General features: G+C 71.6%; 18 protein-coding genes and 1 pseudogene. 10 read left to right on the forward strand and 9 right to left on the reverse strand.

Annotated features, from left to right (window positions below; translation table 11 throughout):
• Positions 1-18 precede the first annotated feature (18 nt).
• Positions 19-1,632, forward strand: coding sequence for a serine/threonine protein kinase (locus ABKA17_RS19365; RefSeq protein ID WP_502994315.1), 1,614 nt, complete (start codon positions 19-21; stop codon positions 1,630-1,632).
• On the opposite strand, the gene ABKA17_RS19370 is transcribed toward ABKA17_RS19365, so the two are convergent.
• Positions 1,624-3,039, reverse strand: coding sequence for a serine hydrolase domain-containing protein (locus ABKA17_RS19370; protein ID WP_353693345.1), 1,416 nt, complete (start codon positions 3,037-3,039; stop codon positions 1,624-1,626). The two genes, ABKA17_RS19365 and ABKA17_RS19370, sit on opposite strands and share 9 nt — an antisense overlap.
• A gap of 84 nt (positions 3,040-3,123) precedes the next feature.
• On the opposite strand from ABKA17_RS19370, the gene ABKA17_RS19375 reads away from it, so the two are divergent.
• From ABKA17_RS19375 to ABKA17_RS19390, 4 genes are all read left to right on the forward strand, one after another.
• Complete coding sequence (locus tag ABKA17_RS19375) at positions 3,124-4,098, forward strand: LLM class F420-dependent oxidoreductase (RefSeq protein WP_353693346.1); 975 nt, start codon at positions 3,124-3,126, stop codon at positions 4,096-4,098.
• A gap of 96 nt (positions 4,099-4,194) precedes the next feature.
• Entirely contained in the window at positions 4,195-5,226 is a 1,032-nt protein-coding gene (locus ABKA17_RS19380) for a hypothetical protein (protein ID WP_353693347.1), read from the forward strand.
• Positions 5,227-5,286: 60 nt separating this feature from the next.
• Positions 5,287-5,721 (forward strand): SsgA family sporulation/cell division regulator, encoded by a 435-nt coding sequence (locus ABKA17_RS19385; protein ID WP_353693348.1) that lies wholly within the window; start codon positions 5,287-5,289, stop codon positions 5,719-5,721.
• A 64-nt stretch (positions 5,722-5,785) separates the two neighbouring features.
• Positions 5,786-6,478 (forward strand): DUF2238 domain-containing protein, encoded by a 693-nt coding sequence (locus tag ABKA17_RS19390; RefSeq protein ID WP_353693349.1) that lies wholly within the window; start codon positions 5,786-5,788, stop codon positions 6,476-6,478.
• On the opposite strand, the gene ABKA17_RS19395 is transcribed toward ABKA17_RS19390, so the two are convergent.
• Together ABKA17_RS19395 and ABKA17_RS19400 are read right to left on the reverse strand one after the other, a co-directional pair.
• A complete protein-coding gene (locus ABKA17_RS19395; protein ID WP_353693350.1) occupies positions 6,399-6,887 on the reverse strand; it encodes a DUF6328 family protein in 489 nt (162 codons plus the stop codon). The two genes, ABKA17_RS19390 and ABKA17_RS19395, sit on opposite strands and share 80 nt — an antisense overlap.
• A gap of 59 nt (positions 6,888-6,946) precedes the next feature.
• A complete protein-coding gene (locus ABKA17_RS19400; RefSeq protein WP_353693351.1) occupies positions 6,947-7,930 on the reverse strand; it encodes an aldo/keto reductase in 984 nt (327 codons plus the stop codon).
• Positions 7,931-8,066: 136 nt separating this feature from the next.
• Here ABKA17_RS19400 and ABKA17_RS19405 point away from each other — a divergent pair, with 136 nt between their 5' ends.
• Entirely contained in the window at positions 8,067-9,746 is a 1,680-nt protein-coding gene (locus ABKA17_RS19405) for a cholesterol oxidase substrate-binding domain-containing protein (RefSeq protein ID WP_353693352.1), read from the forward strand.
• 10 nt (positions 9,747-9,756) lie between these two features.
• Here ABKA17_RS19405 and ABKA17_RS19410 read toward each other — a convergent pair whose 3' ends face one another.
• From ABKA17_RS19410 to ABKA17_RS19420, 3 genes are all read right to left on the reverse strand, one after another.
• Positions 9,757-10,341 carry a TetR/AcrR family transcriptional regulator gene (locus ABKA17_RS19410; RefSeq protein WP_353693353.1) on the reverse strand — a complete coding sequence of 195 codons (585 nt, stop codon included), beginning with the start codon at positions 10,339-10,341 and terminating at the stop codon, positions 9,757-9,759.
• Positions 10,338-11,792, reverse strand: a complete 1,455-nt coding sequence (locus tag ABKA17_RS19415; protein WP_502994316.1) for an MFS transporter — start codon at positions 11,790-11,792, stop codon at positions 10,338-10,340. Before ABKA17_RS19415 ends, ABKA17_RS19410 begins: the two co-directional genes overlap by 4 nt.
• Positions 11,793-11,875: 83 nt before the next feature.
• A complete protein-coding gene (locus ABKA17_RS19420) occupies positions 11,876-13,093 on the reverse strand; it encodes an FAD-dependent monooxygenase (protein ID WP_353693355.1) in 1,218 nt (405 codons plus the stop codon).
• Positions 13,094-13,400: 307 nt separating this feature from the next.
• Here ABKA17_RS19420 and melC1 point away from each other — a divergent pair, with 307 nt between their 5' ends.
• Positions 13,401-13,760 (forward strand): apotyrosinase chaperone MelC1, encoded by a 360-nt coding sequence (gene melC1, locus ABKA17_RS19425; RefSeq protein ID WP_353693356.1) that lies wholly within the window; start codon positions 13,401-13,403, stop codon positions 13,758-13,760.
• Positions 13,761-13,791: 31 nt separating this feature from the next.
• A complete protein-coding gene (melC2, locus tag ABKA17_RS19430) occupies positions 13,792-14,616 on the forward strand; it encodes a tyrosinase MelC2 (RefSeq protein WP_353693357.1) in 825 nt (274 codons plus the stop codon).
• On the opposite strand, the gene ABKA17_RS19435 is transcribed toward melC2, so the two are convergent.
• Both ABKA17_RS19435 and ABKA17_RS19440 read right to left on the reverse strand, forming a co-directional pair.
• The gene (locus tag ABKA17_RS19435; RefSeq protein ID WP_353693358.1) at positions 14,617-15,315 is read right to left on the reverse strand and encodes a ribonuclease H family protein; all 699 of its coding nucleotides are present in this window, start codon (positions 15,313-15,315) and stop codon (positions 14,617-14,619) included.
• 34 nt (positions 15,316-15,349) lie between these two features.
• Positions 15,350-16,144 carry a VOC family protein gene (locus ABKA17_RS19440; protein WP_353693359.1) on the reverse strand — a complete coding sequence of 265 codons (795 nt, stop codon included), beginning with the start codon at positions 16,142-16,144 and terminating at the stop codon, positions 15,350-15,352.
• Between the two features lie 120 nt (positions 16,145-16,264).
• Here ABKA17_RS19440 and ABKA17_RS19445 point away from each other — a divergent pair.
• Positions 16,265-17,184: pseudogene (locus ABKA17_RS19445) on the forward strand (zinc-binding alcohol dehydrogenase family protein).
• Here ABKA17_RS19445 and ABKA17_RS19450 read toward each other — a convergent pair.
• Positions 17,156-17,629, reverse strand: coding sequence for an STAS domain-containing protein (locus ABKA17_RS19450; protein WP_353693626.1), 474 nt, complete (start codon positions 17,627-17,629; stop codon positions 17,156-17,158). The pseudogene ABKA17_RS19445 and the gene ABKA17_RS19450 overlap by 29 nt on opposite strands.
• Before the next feature lie 170 nt (positions 17,630-17,799).
• On the opposite strand from ABKA17_RS19450, the gene ABKA17_RS19455 reads away from it, so the two are divergent.
• Positions 17,800-18,474, forward strand: coding sequence for a response regulator transcription factor (locus ABKA17_RS19455; protein ID WP_353693360.1), 675 nt, complete (start codon positions 17,800-17,802; stop codon positions 18,472-18,474).

Below are 18,474 nucleotides of genomic sequence, written 5' to 3' on the forward strand. Positions count from 1 at the left end.
GTTCGGCGAGGGATGACCATGGTCAAGGCGCACGTCTCCACACACGAGTTGGTGGCCGGAAGGTACCGGCTGCTGGAGGTCCTGCATCGCGAGACGAACCGCGTCTGCTGGTACGGGGAGGACGTCGAGGCCGGGCGCCCGTGTCTGCTCACCCAGATCGGGCTGCCACCGGATCCGGACGGGGAGAGTTCGCGCCGTGCGATCGCCCGGGTCATCCGGATGTCCGAGACCATGGGACGGCTCTGCCCCGGCCGGGTCGCCTCGGTCGTGGACGCCGTCGAGGAGTACGGCACCCTGTGGACCGTCACCGAGTGGATCGAGGGCACCCCCCTGGGCGAAGTCCTGGAAAGGGAGGGCACGTTCAACTACGTGCGGGCGGCCCGCATCGGACTCGAACTGCTCGATGTGCTGGAGGCCGGGCACGGCGAGGGCATCACCCACGGCGAGCTCAGTCCCGGTCAGGTGTTCGTGCGGGACAAGGGGCCCATCGTGGTCACCGGCTTCGGCCTGACCGGCGCCACGCTCGCGCCCCGGGTCAGCGCACCGTCGTACGCCTCCCCCGAACAGGCTCGTGACGAGCGCATCGGGCCGGCGGCGGACCTGTGGGCGCTCGGCGCGATGCTGTACACGATGGTCGAGGGCCGTCCGCCGTTCCGGGACCGGGACAGTCCGGAGACCACGCTGAAGGGCGTGGACCGGCTGCCGCTGCGGAGCCCGGTACGGGCCGGGCCGCTGACCCAGACCGTGCAGGGACTGCTGCGCAAGAACTCCCGGGAGCGGCTGAACCGCCATGCGGTGCGCGAGGCGCTCACCCGTGTCGTCTCCGAGGACCCCGGCGCGCCCCTGGCGGCGGTCCCCTCGCCCGGGCTGCGCGGCCTCGCCCTGGGCAGGCCCGGCTGGAGCAGGCGCACCATGGCCGTGGGCACCGCGCTGGCCGTCGTCACCGTGGCGGTGGCGGTCGTCGCCGTGGCCCGCGAGATGCCGGGTGGTTCGGACGACTCCGCGACCGACACGACCACGCCCAGGCCGTCCGCCACGGCCTCCGCCCCCGCCGCACCGCCGAGCCAGGCGCCCAGCCAGGCGCCCACCCCGACGCCGACTCCGACCCGGACGCCGAGCCCGACCCCGACTCCCACGCCCACGAGCGCCCCGCCGTCGGCCCAACAACCGCAGTTCGAGCACTACACGGCGCCGCAGGGCTTCTCCGTCAGCCTCCCCGAGGGCTGGGAGGCGCTGAGCACGAGGACGCAGGACGACCTGGCGTACCGGGTCGTCCTGGGCGCGAAGGGCGACCCGCGCACGCTCGCGGTCACCTTCAGCACACGCGTGGGCGACGACCCGGTCGCCGTGTGGCGGGACGAGGTCGAGCCGGCGCTGAAGCGGGCGGGGGGCTCGTACCAGCGGATCGGGGAGATCCGCGCGAGGACCTACCAGGGCCGCGAGGCCGCCGACCTGGAGTGGGTCGCCACCGTCGACGGCACCCGGCTGCGCACCCTGGGCCGCGGCTTCCTCATCGGCTCGGGCGACGGTTTCTCGCTGCGCTGGACGACCCCCGCCGGTGACTGGGAGGACAGCGCCAACCAGCAGGCCCTGGACACGATCCTGCGAACCTTCCGCATCCCGTCAGACTGAGTCGCGCGGCGCGCGCATCGCCCCGATCCGGGAGCTGTGCAGCGGCTGCGTGCGCCACTTCGCGGTGAACGTCCGGTCCGTGAGCGAGCACGTCAGGTCGACGTGGTGCGGTGTCTCCAGCAGCGCCACGTCCAGCACCAGGGTGTCCTCGTCGGTCCAGCCCCCGCTCACGGCGGCGGGCACCGGACCCTCGGTGACGGTCCAGCCGGGTGCGCCGCACCCGAGCTCCAGCCGCTGCCCGTCCTCGACGAGGGTGACCCGCCGGCCGTCCGCGTCGACCTCCACCGCGGTCAGCTTGGGCAGACCCGCGCAGCCACCCTCGTACGGCGTGAAGACGACGGCCCGCTCCGGCGGCGCCGGCTTTCCTCCGGTCGGTGGCAGCGCGAGCCGGTTCAGCCGCTCGGCCAGTGCGGCGTCCGCCTCCCCGCGTCCGGGCAGCGGGTCGGTGCCGAAGGCCGGCAGCAGATGCCGCCACACCAGCTCCAGCACCTTCTGCATCTCGTCGGTGGCCCCGGTGATCGCGACCACCGCGTCCTGCTCGGGCAGCACCAGGCAGTACTGCCCGTACGCGCCGTCTCCGCGGTAGCCGTGCCGCGACATCCAGAACTGGAAGCCGTATCCGTGGCGCCAGTCGGCCGACCACCCGTCGTCCTGGTTGACGATGTGCGACCGCGTCGCCTCGGCGACCCATGCCTCGGACAGCAGCCGCTCCCCCTCCCAGACGCCGCGCTGGAGATACAGCTGCCCGAGGCGGGCGATCGCGTCGGTGGTGGCGTGCAGTCCGCTGAAGCCCAGCTCGCGTCCGGCCCGGTCGCGCAGCCAGGCGACGTCGCCGATACCGAGGGGGTCGAGGAGGCGCGGGCGCAGATAGTCGGTGAGGGACTGGCCGGTGACCCGCTGGACGATCGCGGCGAGGGTGTAGGTGGTGGGCTGGTTGTAGGCGAAGAACGTGCCGGGGTCGCGCTCCGGCGGCAGCAACAGGAAGCCGCGCACGAGCTCCTCGCGGTCGGCCGCCAGCGCCCGGTCGTGGGTCTCGGCCACATGTCCGCTGGCCATGGACGCCACGTGCCGCACGAGCATGGCGCGGCTGCGCGGGTCGGTGATGTCGGCCTCGAACTCCGGGAAGTACGAGATCACCGGGTCGTCGAGGCGGAGCAGGCCCTCCGCCGCGGCGAGACCGGCGGCGGTCGCGGCGAAGCTCTTGCTCAGCGAGTACAGCAGGTGGAGGCGGTCGGCGGTGTACGGCGCCCACCAGCCGGACGCCACGACCTTGCCGTGGCGCAGGACCATCAGGCTGTGCGGCTCGATGTCCGGGGCGGCTTCGAGGGCGTCGAGGAGGGCGTGGACACCGGTCGCGTCGACGCCTTCGGCGGACGGGGTGCTCGTGGGCAGGGGGCGAACACTCATACGGATATCCTCCCCCGACGCTCACGTCATGATCCAGACGCCCGGGAGCCGTTTTCTGTCCCGGAGGCCGGGGACTCGCCCCTTATGGTGCGAATCGGATACACGATGATGACCGAACAGGCCGGCCCGCGAGAGCTCGTCGACCATGTGGTGCGGGCCGAGGAGGTCGGCTTCGACTTCTCGGTGACCTCGGACCACTACTTTCCGTGGCTGCGCTCACAGGGTCACTCACCGTACGCGTGGAGTGTGCTGGGGGCCGCCGCGCAGGCGACCTCCCGGATCCCGCTGATGACGTACGTGACGTGTCCGACCTTCCGCTACCACCCGGCGGTGGTGGCGCAGAAGGCGGCGACGATGCAGCTGCTCTCCGAGGGCCGGTTCCGGCTGGGGCTCGGCTCGGGGGAGAATCTCAACGAGCATGTGGTGGGCGGTGGTTGGCCGTCGGTGGACGTGCGGCACGAGATGCTGGAGGAGGCGGTGGAGGTCATCCGGGCGCTCTTCCGGGGCGGGCACGTGAACCATCGCGGGACGCACTTCGACGTGGAGTCGGCCCGGCTGTGGGACCTGCCCGCCGAGCCGCCGCCGCTGGGCATCGCGGTCTCCGGCGAGCAGTCCTGCGCGCTCGCGGGCCGGCTCGCGGACCTGGCGATCGCGACGGAGCCCAAGGAAGGGCTGCTCGACGCCTTCGACCGGCACGGCGGCAGCGGCAAGCCGCGCGTCGGCCAGCTGCCGGTCTGCTACGACCCGGACCGTGAGCTGGCGGTGAAGCGCGCGCACGCGCAGTTCCGCTGGTTCGGCGGCGGCTGGAAGGTCAACTCCGAGCTGCCGCACCCCGATTCCTTCGAGTCCGCGACCCAGTTCGTGACACCCGACGACGTCGCCTCCTCGATCCCCTGCGGCGACGACCCGGAGGACTTCGTCGAGGCCGTACGACCGTACGCGGAGGCCGGGTTCACCGAGATCGCGCTCGTGCAGATCGGCGGCGAGTCGCAGCCGGCGTATCTGGACTGGGCGGAGAAGACGCTGCTGCCCGCACTGCACGACGCCCTGGACTCATAGACACACAGGGGCTGCCAAAGCATCTCCAATGGGTGGATATAGGCTGCCGGTCTGCACCTGTGCAGACCCGCCGGCCCCCACCCAGGAGAGTCCCCCGTGACCCTAGCGATCGCCCCGTCCGAGACGTCCCCCGCGCCCCTGTCCGACCTCGTCGCGCGGGACGCGCGTGAGTTCGGCGTCTACGCGCGCACCGGCGGATGGACCTTCGGCCTGATGGTGGCGCGCAGCGTGCGGCCCGGCGGCCAGGGCGCGGACGAGACGCCGAAGGTGTCCGCGAAGGAGTTCGCCGAGCTCGCCGGCTGCTCCCCGGATCGTGTCATGCGCTACTACAAGGCGTGGGACCGGGCCGCCGACGACGGTCTCGTCCCGCACTTCGAGGGACTCACGCCGGGCCAGGAGGTGGAGCTCCCGGACGCCGACGTCTGGCTGAGCTACTACGTCTCCCGCAACAGCGCCTCCTCCGAGCGCGGCACCGCCATCGCCGAGGCCGCCGAGGCGGAGGGCATCCGGCCGACCAAGGCGCTGGAGGTCGCCGAGAACCCCACCGCGCTGCGCGCCGCGATCCTCGCCGACCCCTCCACGGCCCGCGCCGCCCGCCAGGCGCTCCTGGACCGGGTTCGCGAGGACCCCGAGCTCCAGGCCGAGTTGGCCCGTGACGTCGTGCGCACCGATGATCTGAAGAAGGCCGTCGCCACCGAGAGCCGGTCCGTCGACCGGATCGACTACGTCCGTCAGATCGCCGAGTCGGGCCAGATCAAGACCCCCGCCGGGCAGCTCGTCGAGGCGCCCGCCGACCTCCGCCAGGAGGCCGAGCGGCATCTGTCGCTCCTCGACGAACTGGACGAGGACGAGGACACCGGCGAGTGGGCCACCGAGGCCTACGGCACCATGAAGACCCTCGTCGTCGAGGCCGTGGAGGCGGACCCCGAACTCCGCGTCCAGGAACGGCGGACGAAGTTCTACAGCAGCCTGCAGAAGGCGACCAAGGTGTTCGAGGAACTCACCTTCGACGACGCGCAGGACTTCTACGAGGACGACATGGTCCAGCAGCTCGAGGAGTTGCAGCAGGCCATCGGATCCTGCATCACGGCCCTGCGGGGCGCGCGCGGGAATCAGCCTCAGGAGTGAGCATCTTGTGCCCGTGCGGGGTACTTGAGGGCCCCACGCCGTTCTCCCGGAGGCCCTCCCGTGAACCCCTACGTGCACAAGACCCTCGTCGTACAGCTCCAGGCGGGCGACACGGACCGTTTCCCCGTGCTCGCCCACGTGGGGTACGACCCCGCAGACCCGTTCGCCGTCACGGCCGTGTTCAGCCATGACGGCCAGGTCCTGGCCCGCTGGCGGCTGGACCGGGAGATGCTCGCCGAAGGGCTGGAGCGCCCGGTCGGCGTCGGTGACGTGCGACTGCGCCCCGTGTCGTGCGGTGTGTGGGAGGAACTGCGCATGGAGTTCCTCGGCGACGCCCGTGCGAACGGCGGCCGGCATCACGCCGTGGTGTTCGCCTGGGCCCCGGCGCTCGCCTCGTTCCTGCGCAGGACGCACCAGGTGGTGCCGCCGGGTCGGGAGGAGACCCGGGTGGACGACCTGATCTCGGAGGTCTTCGCCCGGGGCAGAGCTGAGTAGCCGTACTCATGCCGCTGCGCCGCCCCGCCGCCACGATGGGGCTCCGAAGACAAGGAGCCCCGCAATGACAGCAGTTCGCCGTCCTGTGCCCATCCTGCTCGCCTGGGTCGTGGTCGCGGGAGTGGCCCTCTCCGCGTGGGGTCCGCGGGATCGCACGACGTGGTTCCTGGAGACGGTGTGGGTGCTGGTCGGGCTGCCGCTGATCGTGCTGACCTGGCGCCGCTTCCCGCTGACGGACCTGCTGTGCTGTCTGCTCGCCGCCCACGCGCTGGTGCTGGTGGTCGGCGGCCACTACACGTACGCGGAGGTGCCGTTCGGGAACTGGCTGCGCGACACACTCGGCCTGGAGCGCAACCCGTACGACCGGTTCGGCCACCTCATGCAGGGCTTCGTCCCCGCCGTGCTGGTACGGGAGCTGCTCAGCCGTACCTCGCCGCTGCGGGGCAGCCGCTGGCTGGCGCCGCTCACGGTGTGCGCGTGTCTGGCCTTCAGCGCCGTCTTCGAGATGCTGGAGTGGCTGGCCGCGGTGATCGGCGGTCAGGCGGCGGACGCCTTCCTCGCCACCCAGGGCGATGTGTGGGACACCCAGTGGGACATGTTCTGCGCCCTGCTCGGCGCCACCGTCTCGGTGCTGGTGTGGAGCCGGCTGCACGACCGGCAGCTGGCCCTCCTGGGCCTCACTTCGACGTATAGCGGCGCCGGACCCACAGCGGCAGCAGGAACCAGCACACCAGGTACCAGCCGACCACTGCGGTGACCAGCCACGGCACGTAGGGATCGTGGGTGGCGACCCGCAGGATGAGCAGGAGCGAGGCGGCCGTCGTGGCGAGCAGCAGCACCAGCCCGACGAAGGTGAGCCGGGCCGCCCACTCCACCGCGCGCGGCTTGATGCGCCGCCCGGACACCAGCCGGTGCAGGGAGACCGGTCCGATGAGGGCGCCGGTGGCGATGGCGCCGAGGACGACCGTCGTGATGTAGATGGTCTGCTCGGTGTCGCCGAGGTCCGCGTACTTCGGTGTGAACACGACGGTCAGCAGGAAACCGAACAGGATCTGTACGCCCATCTGCGCGACCCTGATCTCCTGCATGAGCTCGCCCCACATACGGTCGGCGCGCTCGTCCTCGGTCTCGTCGCGGCCTGTTCGCCTCTCCGCTGCCTGCACCATGCGGGACGGGTAACCCGGCGTCTGATCGTTCAAACAGCCGGGCTTCCGTCTCTCATGGACTACCAGCGGCTCTCGACCTGCTCCTTGATCCGTCGGTCGTAGAGGTCCCGGACCGCGCCGAGCGTCTGCTCGGACAGCTCCGGCAGCGTGGCGGCGGCCGCGTTGGCGCGGGCCTGCTCGGGGTTGCGGGCGCCGGGGATCACGGTGGTCACACCGGGCTGCTGGATGATCCAGCGCAGCGCCAGCTGGGCCGGGGTGTATCCCTCGGGGGCCAGGGCGGAGAACTCGGCGGCGGCCTCCACACCCGTGGTGTAGTCGACGCCGGAGAAGGTCTCGCCGACGTCGAAGGACTCGCCGTGCCGGTTGTAGGTGCGGTGGTCGTTCTCGGGGAAGACGGTGTCCTTGGTGTACTTGCCGGACAGCAGACCGGAGGCCAGGGGCACCCGCGCGATGATGCCGACGCCCGCCTCCCGCGCGGCGGGGAGGACCTGCGCCAGCGGCTTCATGCGGAACGCGTTGAAGATGATCTGGACGCTGGCCACGCCCGGCCGGGCGATCGCGGTCAGGGCCTCCTCGCAGGTCTCCACGCTGACGCCGTACGCGGCGATGCGCTCCTCGGCGACGAGGGTGTCCAGCGCGTCGTAGACCTCGTCCGTCGAGTAGACCGGCGTGGGCGGGCAGTGCAGCTGCACCAGGTCCAGGCGGTCGACGCCCAGGTTGCGGCGGGAACGGTCGTTCCAGGCGCGGAAGTTGTCGAGTACGTAGTTCTCCGGGATCTGGTCGACCCGGCGGCCCATCTTGGTGGCGACCAGCACATGCAGGTCGGGCCGGCCGCGCAGGAACGTGGCGATGGTCTGCTCGCTGCGGCCGTCGCCGTACACGTCGGCGGTGTCGAAGAAGGTGACGCCGGACTCGGCCGCCGCCTCCAGTACCGAAAGGGCTTCCTTGTCGTCCACGTCTCCCCAGTCGGCCCCCAGTTGCCAGGTGCCGAGACCGACGACGGATGCCTGCTGACCCAACCTGCCGAAAGTGCGCTCGTCCATGGCGTCAGTCTGTCATCCGTCACCGGCGGACGCGGAACGGGCTCCTCCGGGCGCGCATCCGCGACTGATTCACTCACATGGGTGAATCATTTCGACGCGCAAGCGCTCTCTGTCAAGGCGGTCCTAGCGTGACCTGGTGACCCACGACTGGACCCGCAGAAGCTTTCTCCTCAGCGCAGCCGCGCTGACCCTCGTACCGGCCGACCCGGCCGTCGCCGCACAGGAACTGCCCGGCTTCCCGGGCGATGTGGAGCTGTACCGCTCGGCGTACCGCAACTGGGTCGGCGAGATCACGGCGACCGGCCTGTGGGCCTGTGCTCCGGCCGACGGGGACCGGACGGTCGCCGTCGTCAACTGGGCCTGGCGCAACGGCTGGCGGGTGCGCGCCCGGGGCTTCTCGCACGGCTGGTCCCCGCTGACGATCACCGAGGGCACCTCCTCGGACGCGCCCGTGCTCCTGGTCGACACGACCGCGCATCTGACCGGACTGGCCCTCCAGGCGCCGGACGCCGTGCGGGCGGGCGCCGGTGTCTCGACCGAGGCCCTGCTGACCTTCCTGGAGAAACGCGGCCTCGGGGTCACCGCCGCGCCCGCGCCCGGCGACCTCACGCTGGGCGGCGCCCTGGCGATCGACGCGCACGGCACCGCCGTACCCGCCGAGGGCGAGGAGCGGCTGCCGGGGCAGACGTACGGCTCGCTGAGCAACCGGGTGCTGTCGCTGACGGCGGTCGTGTGGGACGAGACCGCCGGGGCCTACGCGCTGCGGACCTTCGAACGCGACGAGGCCGACGCCGCCGCGCTGCTGACCCATCTCGGCCGGACCCTCGTCACCGAGGTCGTACTGCGGGTCGGCGCCGATTCGAACCTGCGCTGCGTCAGCCGTACGGACATCCCGGCCGGCGAGCTCTTCGCCGCGCCCGGCACCGGCGGACGCACGCTCGCGGGCTTCCTGGACGAGGCCGGGCGGGTCGAGGCGATCTGGTTCGCCTTCACCGAGTTCCCGTGGCTCAAGGTGTGGAGCGTGGCGCCGACGAAGCCGCTCACCTCCCGGCGCGTGACCTCGCCGTACAACTACCCCTTCTCCGACAACGTCCCGACCCTGGTGTCGGACATCGCCGGGCGGATGGTCTCGGACGCGGCCTGGTACCTGGCGCCGGTCCTGGGCAACGCACAGGCGGACGCGGCCGCGCTCGGGCTGGTGGCGACGCTGTCGGCGGACATCTGGGGCCCGTCCAAGAACACCCTGCTCTACGTCAAGCCCACCACCCTGCGCCTGCACGCCAACGGGTACGCGGTGCTCACCTCGCGGGACCAGGTGCAGCGGGTCGTGGCCGAGTTCACCGCCTTCTACCGCGAACGGCTCACCGTGTACGCGGCCCTCGGCCGCTTCCCGGTCAACGGCTCGGTCGAGATCCGCGTGACGGGCCTGGACGACCCGGCCGACGCCGAACTCACCGGCGCCCGCGCCCCGTTGCTCTCCGCCCTGCGTCCCGACGACGAGCACCCCGAGTGGGACACCGCCGTCTGGCTGGACGTACTGACCCTGCCGGGCACACCGCACGCGGAGGCGTTCCTGCGCGAACTGGAGCGGTTCCTGCTGGACAGCCACGACGGCACCCACGCCCTCACCCGCGTCGAGTGGTCCAAGGGCTGGGCCTACACCGAGGACGCCGTGTGGGACGACGAGGAGGTGCTGGGCACGGCCGTGCCCGGCTCCCTCGGCGAGGCCGCCTGGGGCCAGGCGGCCGGCGTCCTGGACCGCCTCGACCCGCACGGGGTGTTCGGCAACGCCTTCCTGGACCGGCTGTTCGGCTAGGGCTGTTCGGCTAGGGCGTCAACTGCGCCTGCACCACGGGCGCGTACCGGTCGACGATCTCCTCGACCGTGCTCGCCCTGAGGTGCTCGGCGCGGGCGATGCCGTACATGACACCGAGCCCGAGCAGGGTGCCGACGGCGAGTTCGGCGCGCAGGCCCGGCTCGGGGCCGGTGAGGCGGTCGGCGAGGCGGTCGGTGACCTGGGCGCGGAAGTTGGCGCGCAGGATGTCGCCCTGTTCGCCGTGGAGGGGGGCGAACGCGATCCGGAGCAGGGGGTCGGCGCCGCGCTCGGTCTGGCTGACCAGCACATGCCGGACCATGTGCCGGCCCAGTTCCTCCAGCGGGGCGTCCAGCAGGGCTTCCGCGTCCGCCTCGAAGGACATCACGCGGGCGAAGAGTGCGTCCTTGTTGCCGAAGTACTTCAGGATCAACGGCGGGCTGACACCGGCGCGTTCTGCGACCGCCTTGAGAGTGATGTCGGCGTGGGCGTGCCGGGCCAGGAGGTAGCGGGCCGACCTGAGGATGGCCGCCTTCGTCGCCTCGGCGTCCCGGCGTACGGACGCGGCGGCGGTCGGTTCGGTGCTCACGGCACTCATGCTCCCTCCATCACCTCCTTACGGGCTCCCCGGGCCCGGCGTGTCCCGCCGGCCCCCGGGTCGCCGGGGATGCACAGCGCGGTCGCGCAGGCGAGCAGGGCGACCGTGCCCGCGATGCCGAAGGCCAGCAGATAGCCGTCCAGGACGGGGACCGGGACGCCGCCGACCGAGCTGGTGTGCCGGACCAGCACCGCGGCGACGGCGGCGCTCGACACGGCCTGTCCGATCGTGCGCATCAGGACGTTGACGCCGTTGGCTGACGCGGTCTGCCCGGCCGGGACGGCGTGCAGGATGAGGGTGGGCAGCGCCGAGTAGGCCAGGGTGGTGCCGGTGCCGACGACCGCCGCACCGACCATGATCATCCACAGGTCGTGGCTGTCGGCTATGCGCACGGCGTAGCCGGCCGCGATGACCAGGGCGCCGAGGGCGAGGGTGATGCGCGGTCCACGGGCCGCGGAGATGCGGGCCGAGACGGGTGAGAACAGCAGCATGATGAAGCCGCCCGGCAGCAGCACCAGTCCGGTCTGGACGATCGACAGGCCGAGCCCGTATCCGGTGGCCTCGGGGGCCTGCACAAGCTGTGCCGTGACCAGGGAGTTGGCGTAGAACGCGAACCCGGTCAGCAGCGCGGCCACATGGGAGAGCCCGACCCTCGGCTTCGACACCAGCCGCAGGTCGACCAGCGGCCGTTCGGCCCGCAGCTGCTGCCACCACCACAGCGCCAGTACGACGACGGCGGCCACGAAGAGTCCTACGATCCGCGGACTCCCCCACCCCCACTGTCCGCCCTGGGACACCCCGAGCAGCAGACACACCAGCCCGGCGGCCAGGCCCAGCGTGCCCGGCACGTCGAACCGGCCGGGCTCCCGGACGGGCGACTCCCGGACCGCCCACCACACCGAGGTGACACCGATGACGCCGAGTGCGGCGGTGACCCAGAACATGGTGTGCCAGTTCGCGTACTGCACGATGACCGCCGCGAGGGGCAGTCCGAGGGCCGCGCCGATCCCGACGGTCGAACTCATCAGCGCCACCGCGTTGCCGCGCCGCTCGGGCGGGAGTTCGTCGCGCAGGATGCTGATGGAGAGCGGGACGACGGCGGAGGCGGCACCGGAGAGGGCGCGGGCGGCGATGAGCACCCGGATGTCGGAGGACAGAGCGCAGAGCACCGAGCCCACGGCCATCAGCGCGAGCGCCGCCATCAGGACCCGGCGCTTGCCGTACATGTCACCGGCCCGGCCGAGGACCGGGGTGAGGACGGCGCCGGCGAGCAGGGTCGCGGTGACCATCCAGGAGACAGTGCCGGGCGAGGCGCCGGTGAGCCGGGGCAGGTCCGGGAGCAGGGGGACGACCACGGTCTGCATGACGGCCATGAGGATGCCGCCGAACGCCAGCACCGGGACCGTGAGCCGTTCCCGCAGGGAGCGGGGCGGCGCGGCGGGCTCGTCCATCGGCACTCCAGCGGGCATGAAAAATGGGTGAATGGCAATTCACCATAGCTGGTGAATTGCCATTCACCCAAGAGGGAAAACCGCTACTTCCCGCCGCTCACCTTCCGGGCGTGGACGCTGCGCGCCAGCTTCGGACCCAGCCAGCGCTTGAGTCGCCGCAGCGCTTCCAGCCGCCCGGCCGCCTTGTCGATCCGGTAGTACAGCCGGGGCGGGATGTAGGGCAGCAGGGGTGAGTGACGCTGGCCGAGCAGGGCGAACATCTGGTGCGGGGGCAGCTTGATGTAGCGCGGGAGGTTCTCGTACCACTGGGCGCTGTAGCGGGCGGCGCTCTGCACGGAGAGCAGTTCGGCCTTGCGTTGCCGCTCATAGGCGGCGAGGGCCTCGGGCAGGTCGGGGTGTTCGCGCAGCGCTCCGGCCAGGGCGATGGCGTCCTCCAGGGCGAGGGTGGTGCCGGCGCCGATGGAGTAGTGGGTGGTGTGGGCGGCGTCGCCGAGGAGGACGAGGTTGCCACGGGACCAGGTGCGGTTGGTGAGGGTGCGGAAGTTCAGCCACTGGGCGCTGCCGTCGGCCGAGGAGCGGCCGATGAGGGAGTGGCCGTCGAGGATGTCGGCGAAGAGCTTCTCCAGCAGGTTCAGCCCCTCGGCCTCGTCCGCGCGGTCGAGCCCCAGCCCGGACCAGGTCTCGGGGGCGCATTCGATGACGCAGGTGCTGCGGTCGGGACCGAAGCCGTAGCCGTAGGCCCAGATCCAGCCGTGGTCGGTCTCGACGAAGGCGAAGGTGAAGGCGTCGAAGACCTTGCTGGTGCCGAGCCAGATGTAGCGGTTGCGCCCGGCTCTGACCTCGCTGCCGAAGTGGTCGGCGTGTGCGGTGCGCAGGGCGCTGTGGACGCCGTCGCCGGCCACGACCAGGTCGGCTTCGGGCAGGTTCTCGGGGGTGATCCCGTGCTCGAACTCCAGCCGTACACCGAGCGAGCGGGCCCGGGCGGCGAGGAGTTCGAGGAAGCGGTGGCGGCCGATGCCGTGGCCCTCGTCGCCGCGGTGGCGGGTCGTCAGGTTCCGGACGTGGGCGACACCGTCGTTCCAGCGGACGGAGTGTTCCTCGACGGCGCGGGCCGACTCGGGGTCGTGCTCGTGGAGCTTGTCGAGCAGTCCGCGCCAGTAGGTGACACCCCAGCCGTAGGTCGAGCCCTCCGAATCGCGCTCGTAGACGGTGATGTCGTGGGACGGGTCCTGCAGTTTCAGCAGGATCGACAGATACAGGCCGGCGGGCCCGCCGCCGACACAGGCGACCTTCACGCGCACCCCTGGAGTTACTCATAGCGGTCAGTTGACGACGCAGAGTAGCAGGCGTTTGCGCCAGTTTCTCCAGGTGAGCCAGGCCACTGGTGAACCGTCCGACCGAGAGGGATCACCCGAAACACGCGCCCCGACAGAAGGAATTTCCCGTTCCGGCACACCGGGGACCCCGCCAAGGCAAGATCATCTTCGTTCAATGTTGCACGACATGTTGGTAATTGTCCGGATCGCAGCCAACCGGTGTGCAGGGATTTCTCCCGCTCTCACCAGGGCCGATAGGCATGCGGAGTCGTCAGCCATTGAAAGGACTCCCGTGCCCGAACCATCTCGCCGTCACGCGCTCGCCGTCGCGGCCGCACTCGCCACCACGGCCGCCGTCGCACCCCGGGCGGCCGCCCACGACCATCCCACTCCCGGGGCCCCCGGGACCTTCGACGAGGTCTACAAGGGCCGCCGGATACAGGGCCGGCCGGTCGCGGGGGGCGGTCACCATCACGGCGCCGGATACGCCGTGTTCATCGACGGGGCCGAGCTGCATGTGATGCGCAACGCCGACGGCAGCTGGATCAGCGTCGTCAGCCACTACGACCCGGTCCCGACGCCGCTGGCCGCCGCACGGGCCGCGGTCGACGAGCTGCGGGGCGCGCGGCTCGTCCCGTTCCCGGCCAACTGATCTGTCCCGTACGCACCTTGGAGTACCGCACATGACCGTCCGCAAGAACCAGGCGAGTCTGACCGCCGACGAGAAGCGGCGGTTCGTCGCCGCCGTCCTGGAGCTTAAGCGCAGCGGCCGCTACGACGCCTTCGTCACCACGCACAACGCCTTCATCATGTCCGACACCGACAACAGCGAGCGCACGGGCCACCGTTCACCGTCGTTCCTGCCCTGGCACCGCAGATACCTCCTCGAGTTCGAGCGGGCGTTGCAGTCGGTGGACGCCTCGGTGGCGTTGCCGTACTGGGACTGGTCCGTGGACCGCTCCGCGCGCGCCTCGCTCTGGGGACCGGACTTCCTCGGCGGCACCGGACGCAGCCGGGACGGCCAGGTGATGGACGGGCCGTTCGCCGCGTCGGCCGGCAACTGGCCCATATCCGTGCGCGTGGACGGCCGTACGTTCCTGCGCCGCTCGCTGGGCACGTCCGTACGGGAGCTGCCGACCCGGGCCGAGGTCGACTCCGTGCTGGCCATGCCGACGTACGACATGGCGCCCTGGAACAGCGCCTCGGACGGTTTCCGCAACCATCTGGAGGGCTGGCGCGGGGTCAATCTGCACAACCGGGTCCATGTCTGGGTGGGCGGCCAGATGGCGACCGGGGTCTCCCCCAACGACCCGGTGTTCTGGCTGCACCACGCCTACGTCGACAAGCTGTGGGCCGAGTGGCAGCGCAGGCACCCGGACTCGCCGTATCTGCCCGCCGCCGGCACCCGGGACGTCGTCGACCTCGACGAGACCATGAAGCCGTGGAACGACGTACGCCCGGCGGATCTGCTGGACCACCGGGCGCACTACACGTTCGACACCGACTGATCAGGCGTCCGCCGTACGGCACTCCGGGTGGCCCCAGCCCTGCGCGTTCTTGGCGATGTCCGCGCCGGCCGCGTAGGACCGGCCGCACAGGCAGCGGCCGGCGAACTTGGCCTTGATCGTGCGCGAGGAGGAGGCCGAACCGCCGCTCCGCCGGGGCGACTTGGCCTTGGCGGGGCGGGAGGCCTTCGGGGTGTCGGGCGAGGGCGGCGGCTCGGGCGAGCCGTGTTCGCTGCCCGCCGGTTCCTGGACGACGGCGGCCTGGCTGGCGGCGCGGTCCGCGAAGTCGTTGAGCCGGTCGCCGTCGACCTGGTGGGCGGGGACGTAGCGGAAGTCGACCTGGCGGCCGTCGAGCAGCTCGTCGATGCGTACGACCAGGTCCTGGTTGGCGACCGGCTTGCCGGCGGAGGTCTTCCAGCCGTTGCGCTTCCAGCCGGGCAGCCAGGTGGTGACGGCCTTCATGGCGTACTGGGAGTCCATCCGGATCTCCAGCGGTACGTCCGGGTCGACCGCCGTCAACAGGCGTTCCAGCGCGGTGAGTTCCGCGACGTTGTTGGTGGCCTTGCCGAGCGGGCCCGCCTCCCATCGGCTCGGGGTCTCGCCCTCGTCGGCGACGACCCAGGCCCAGCCGGCCGGTCCGGGGTTTCCCTTCGAAGCGCCGTCGCACGCGGCCACCACACGTTCACGCATGGGCCCGATCATGCCACGGGCGGACCGGCCGCCCGGCCACCGGTCCTCAGACCTCCGTGATCTTCGGCATCTCACCCTGTGTGGTGCTCAGGTCGATCACCGAGAAGCTCGCGCCCTGCGGGTCGCTCAGCGCCGCGAACCGGCCGAAGGGGCTGTCCATCGGCCCGAAGCGCAGCACACCGCCGAGCTTGGTGGCCTTGGCCACGGCGTCGTCGCAGTCGGCGACGGCGAAGTAGACATTCACGTACGAGGGGATCTCGGGCGGGAACTCGTCCGTCATCCTCATCCGGCCGAGGACGGTGTTCTCCCCGATGTCGAAGATCCGGAAGTCGATCTCGTCGTGCTCCATCTGCTTCACGTGGTACGGGAAGACGGCCGTGAGGAAGTCGTCGGTCTTCTCCGGCTCGCGGGTGAAGACCTCGGCCCAGGCGTACGCGCCGGGCTCGCCGATCGCCTCGAACCCCTCGTGCTGTCCGGCCTGCCAGACACCGAAGACGGCACCGCTGGGGTCGCGGCCCAGGCACATGGTGCCGAAGTCGCCGACCGCCATGGGCTCCATCAGCACCTCGCCGCCGTTGTCACGGATCTTCGCGGCGGTGGCCGCGGCGTCCGGGCTCGCGAAGTACAGACACCACTGCGACTGACCCTCCTGGCCGGGCATGGGCGGTACGACGGCGGCGACGGCCTTTCCGTTCGCGTAGGCCTGCGTGTAGTTGCCGTACTCCGACGACGACTCGCCGAAGGTCCAGCCGAGGACGTCGCCGTAGAAGCTCTTCGCCCCTTCGACGTCGCTGAACATCGCGTCGGCCCAGCAGGGGGTTCCCTCAGGTTGTACGGCCATGACCGCGTCCCTCTCCGGTTCGGTGGTTCGTCCGGTTTCTCACGCTAGCCACCGCCACGTCGAGCCGCGCGCCGAACGGTTCGGTCCGTTTCAGAGGGGGACGGTTTGGCGGCCGGTTCGATGCCGGTACCGGGGGACGACGAGCTGCTGGTGCGGGTCACCGCCTGCGGAGTGTGCCGCACCGACCTGCACGTCAGCGAGGGGGATCTCCCGGTGCACAGGCCCGGGGTGACGCCGGGGCACGAGGTCGTCGGGGTGGTGGCGCGGGCGGCGGGCGGGTTCGCCGTGGGCGACCGGGTGGGGGTGGCGTGGCTGCGCCGTACGGACGGGACCTGCGCCTACTGTCTCCGCGGGGCCGAGAACCTGTGCCCGGACTCCCGGTACACCGGCTGGGACGCCGACGGCGGCTACGCCGAGTACACGACCGTGCCCGCCGCCTTCGCCCACCGGCTGCCGGCCGGCCTCGACGACGTGGCGGCCGCACCACTGCTGTGCGCGGGCATCATCGGCCACCGCGCCCTGCGCCGGGCCGCGCTCCCGCCCGGCGGCCGGCTCGGGCTGTACGGCTTCGGCGGCAGCGCCCATCTGTGCGCACAGGTCGCGCTCGCCGAGGGCGCCACCGTGCACGTCCTCACGCGCGGAGCGGCGGCCCGGCGGCCGGCGCTCGACCTCGGGGCCGCCTCGGCGCAGGACGCGTACACCCTGCCGCCCGAGCCCCTCGACAGCGCGATCCTGTTCGCTCCGGTCGGCGATCTGGTCCCGGTGGCGCTGCGGGCCCTGGACCGGGGCGGGACACTGGCGATCGCCGGGATCCACCTGACCGACACTCCGCCGCTGCGCTACGAGAGCGAGCTGTTCTACGAGAAGCAGGTGCGAGCGTCACCTCCAACACCCGCGCGGACGCCCGGGAGTTCCTGGCGCTCGCCGCCCGCCACGGCGTCCGCGCGACCACGCATACCTATCCGCTGTCCCGGGCCGACGAGGCGCTGCGGGACCTCAAAGCCGGCCGTTTCAGCGGGGCCGCGGTGCTGGTGCCATGAGTCCGGACATCGCCTCCGCCGGCGTGACGGAAGGATTCAGCAGATCCTGACTGCCGTGCGCGCGCAGCAGCCGCAGCTGACCGGGGTCACACAGCAGGGCGAATCCGCGGTCGGTCTCGGTGACGCGGCGCCGGAAGCGCAGCAGCAGGCTCAGGCCGGTGGAGTCGACGAAGGAGACCGGGCGCAGGTCGACGACGTAGGCCGGGGCGGCCACCGCCACCAGGGAGTCGAGCCAGAACCGCAGGTGGGTGGCGGTGGCGAGATCGAGGTCACCGTGCAGTTCGGCGACCAGCAGCCCGCTCGCCGTACGCAGGAGCGTGTGGTCGCCGACCGATGGCCAGGAGGCCTGGTCGACGGGCTCCAGCTGGTTGTCGTGCAAGCCGTCCGTCCCCGCTTCCGTACCTGCCGCCTGTTCCGGCACGGGCGCGTGCGGTGACTTCGTCATCCCCGCACCGCACGCTCCCGCGCCGGAACTCCCCCTGGGCGGCACCCCCGTACGCCGTGGCCCTTGAACCGTGGGCCTTTACTGTTCTACCTTCGCCACATGGTCGGGGCATCAACGCCCGCTCACCGGTTGCACAACGAGCGGACGGCAGTTGGGCCAGGTGATGCGGCGTGCGTCCGCACCTCACCCTGATCGAGGACGAACCCGATTTCGCACTGATGTGCCGTTCCTATCTGGAACGCGAGGGCTTCACCGTCACCTGGGCCATGGACGCCCGGGCCGGCAAGGCCGCGCTGTACGAGGGTGGAGTCGACCTCGCCGTCCTGGACCTGGGCCTTCCCGACGGCAGCGGTCTGGAGCTGCTGCGGGCCCTGCGCTCCACGAGCCGCCTCCCGGTCATCGTGATCACGGGCCGCGGGGCGGAGGCCGACCGGGTCGCGGGCCTGGAGATCGGCGCCGACGACTACCTCGTCAAACCGTTCTCGCAGCGGGAGCTGGTGGCCCGGATCCGCGCGGTGCTGCGCCGCTCCCAGCCGCCGGAGGCGCCGACCGTGCTCCAGGTGGGCACCCTGCGCATCGACACGGCCGCCCGCCAGGCATCCTCCGACGGCTTCCTGCTGTCGCTGCGGCCCAAGGAGTACGCCCTGCTGGAGCTGCTGGCCGCCGCGCCCGGCCGGGTCTTCTCCGCGGAGCAGCTCCTGGAGCGGATCTGGGGCGCCTCCTGGCAGCAGCCCGCGACCGTGGTCGAGCACGTCTACCGGCTGCGCGGCAAGCTCGCCCGGCTCCCCGCGCCCGCCCCGCGCATCACCACCGTCCGTGGCTACGGCTACCGACTCGATCCCTGA

Source organism: Streptomyces sp. RG80 (assembly GCF_040446465.1).
Taxonomy (GTDB): domain Bacteria; phylum Actinomycetota; class Actinomycetes; order Streptomycetales; family Streptomycetaceae; genus Streptomyces.

Coding starts and splice junctions, on each gene's coding strand:
- melC2 (WP_353693357.1), top strand. CDS start 13,792: ATGACCGTCCGCAAGAACCAGGCGAGTCTGACCGCCGACGAGAAGCGG.
- ABKA17_RS19410 (WP_353693353.1), bottom strand. CDS start 10,341: ATGAGTGCCGTGAGCACCGAACCGACCGCCGCCGCGTCCGTACGCCGG.
- ABKA17_RS19395 (WP_353693350.1), bottom strand. CDS start 6,887: ATGGTGCAGGCAGCGGAGAGGCGAACAGGCCGCGACGAGACCGAGGAC.
- ABKA17_RS19400 (WP_353693351.1), bottom strand. CDS start 7,930: ATGGACGAGCGCACTTTCGGCAGGTTGGGTCAGCAGGCATCCGTCGTC.
- ABKA17_RS19370 (WP_353693345.1), bottom strand. CDS start 3,039: ATGAGTGTTCGCCCCCTGCCCACGAGCACCCCGTCCGCCGAAGGCGTC.
- ABKA17_RS19450 (WP_353693626.1), bottom strand. CDS start 17,629: ATGACGAAGTCACCGCACGCGCCCGTGCCGGAACAGGCGGCAGGTACG.
- ABKA17_RS19440 (WP_353693359.1), bottom strand. CDS start 16,144: ATGGCCGTACAACCTGAGGGAACCCCCTGCTGGGCCGACGCGATGTTC.
- ABKA17_RS19375 (WP_353693346.1), top strand. CDS start 3,124: ATGGTGCGAATCGGATACACGATGATGACCGAACAGGCCGGCCCGCGA.
- ABKA17_RS19365 (WP_502994315.1), top strand. CDS start 19: ATGGTCAAGGCGCACGTCTCCACACACGAGTTGGTGGCCGGAAGGTAC.
- ABKA17_RS19415 (WP_502994316.1), bottom strand. CDS start 11,792: ATGGACGAGCCCGCCGCGCCGCCCCGCTCCCTGCGGGAACGGCTCACG.
- ABKA17_RS19435 (WP_353693358.1), bottom strand. CDS start 15,315: ATGATCGGGCCCATGCGTGAACGTGTGGTGGCCGCGTGCGACGGCGCT.
- ABKA17_RS19390 (WP_353693349.1), top strand. CDS start 5,786: ATGACAGCAGTTCGCCGTCCTGTGCCCATCCTGCTCGCCTGGGTCGTG.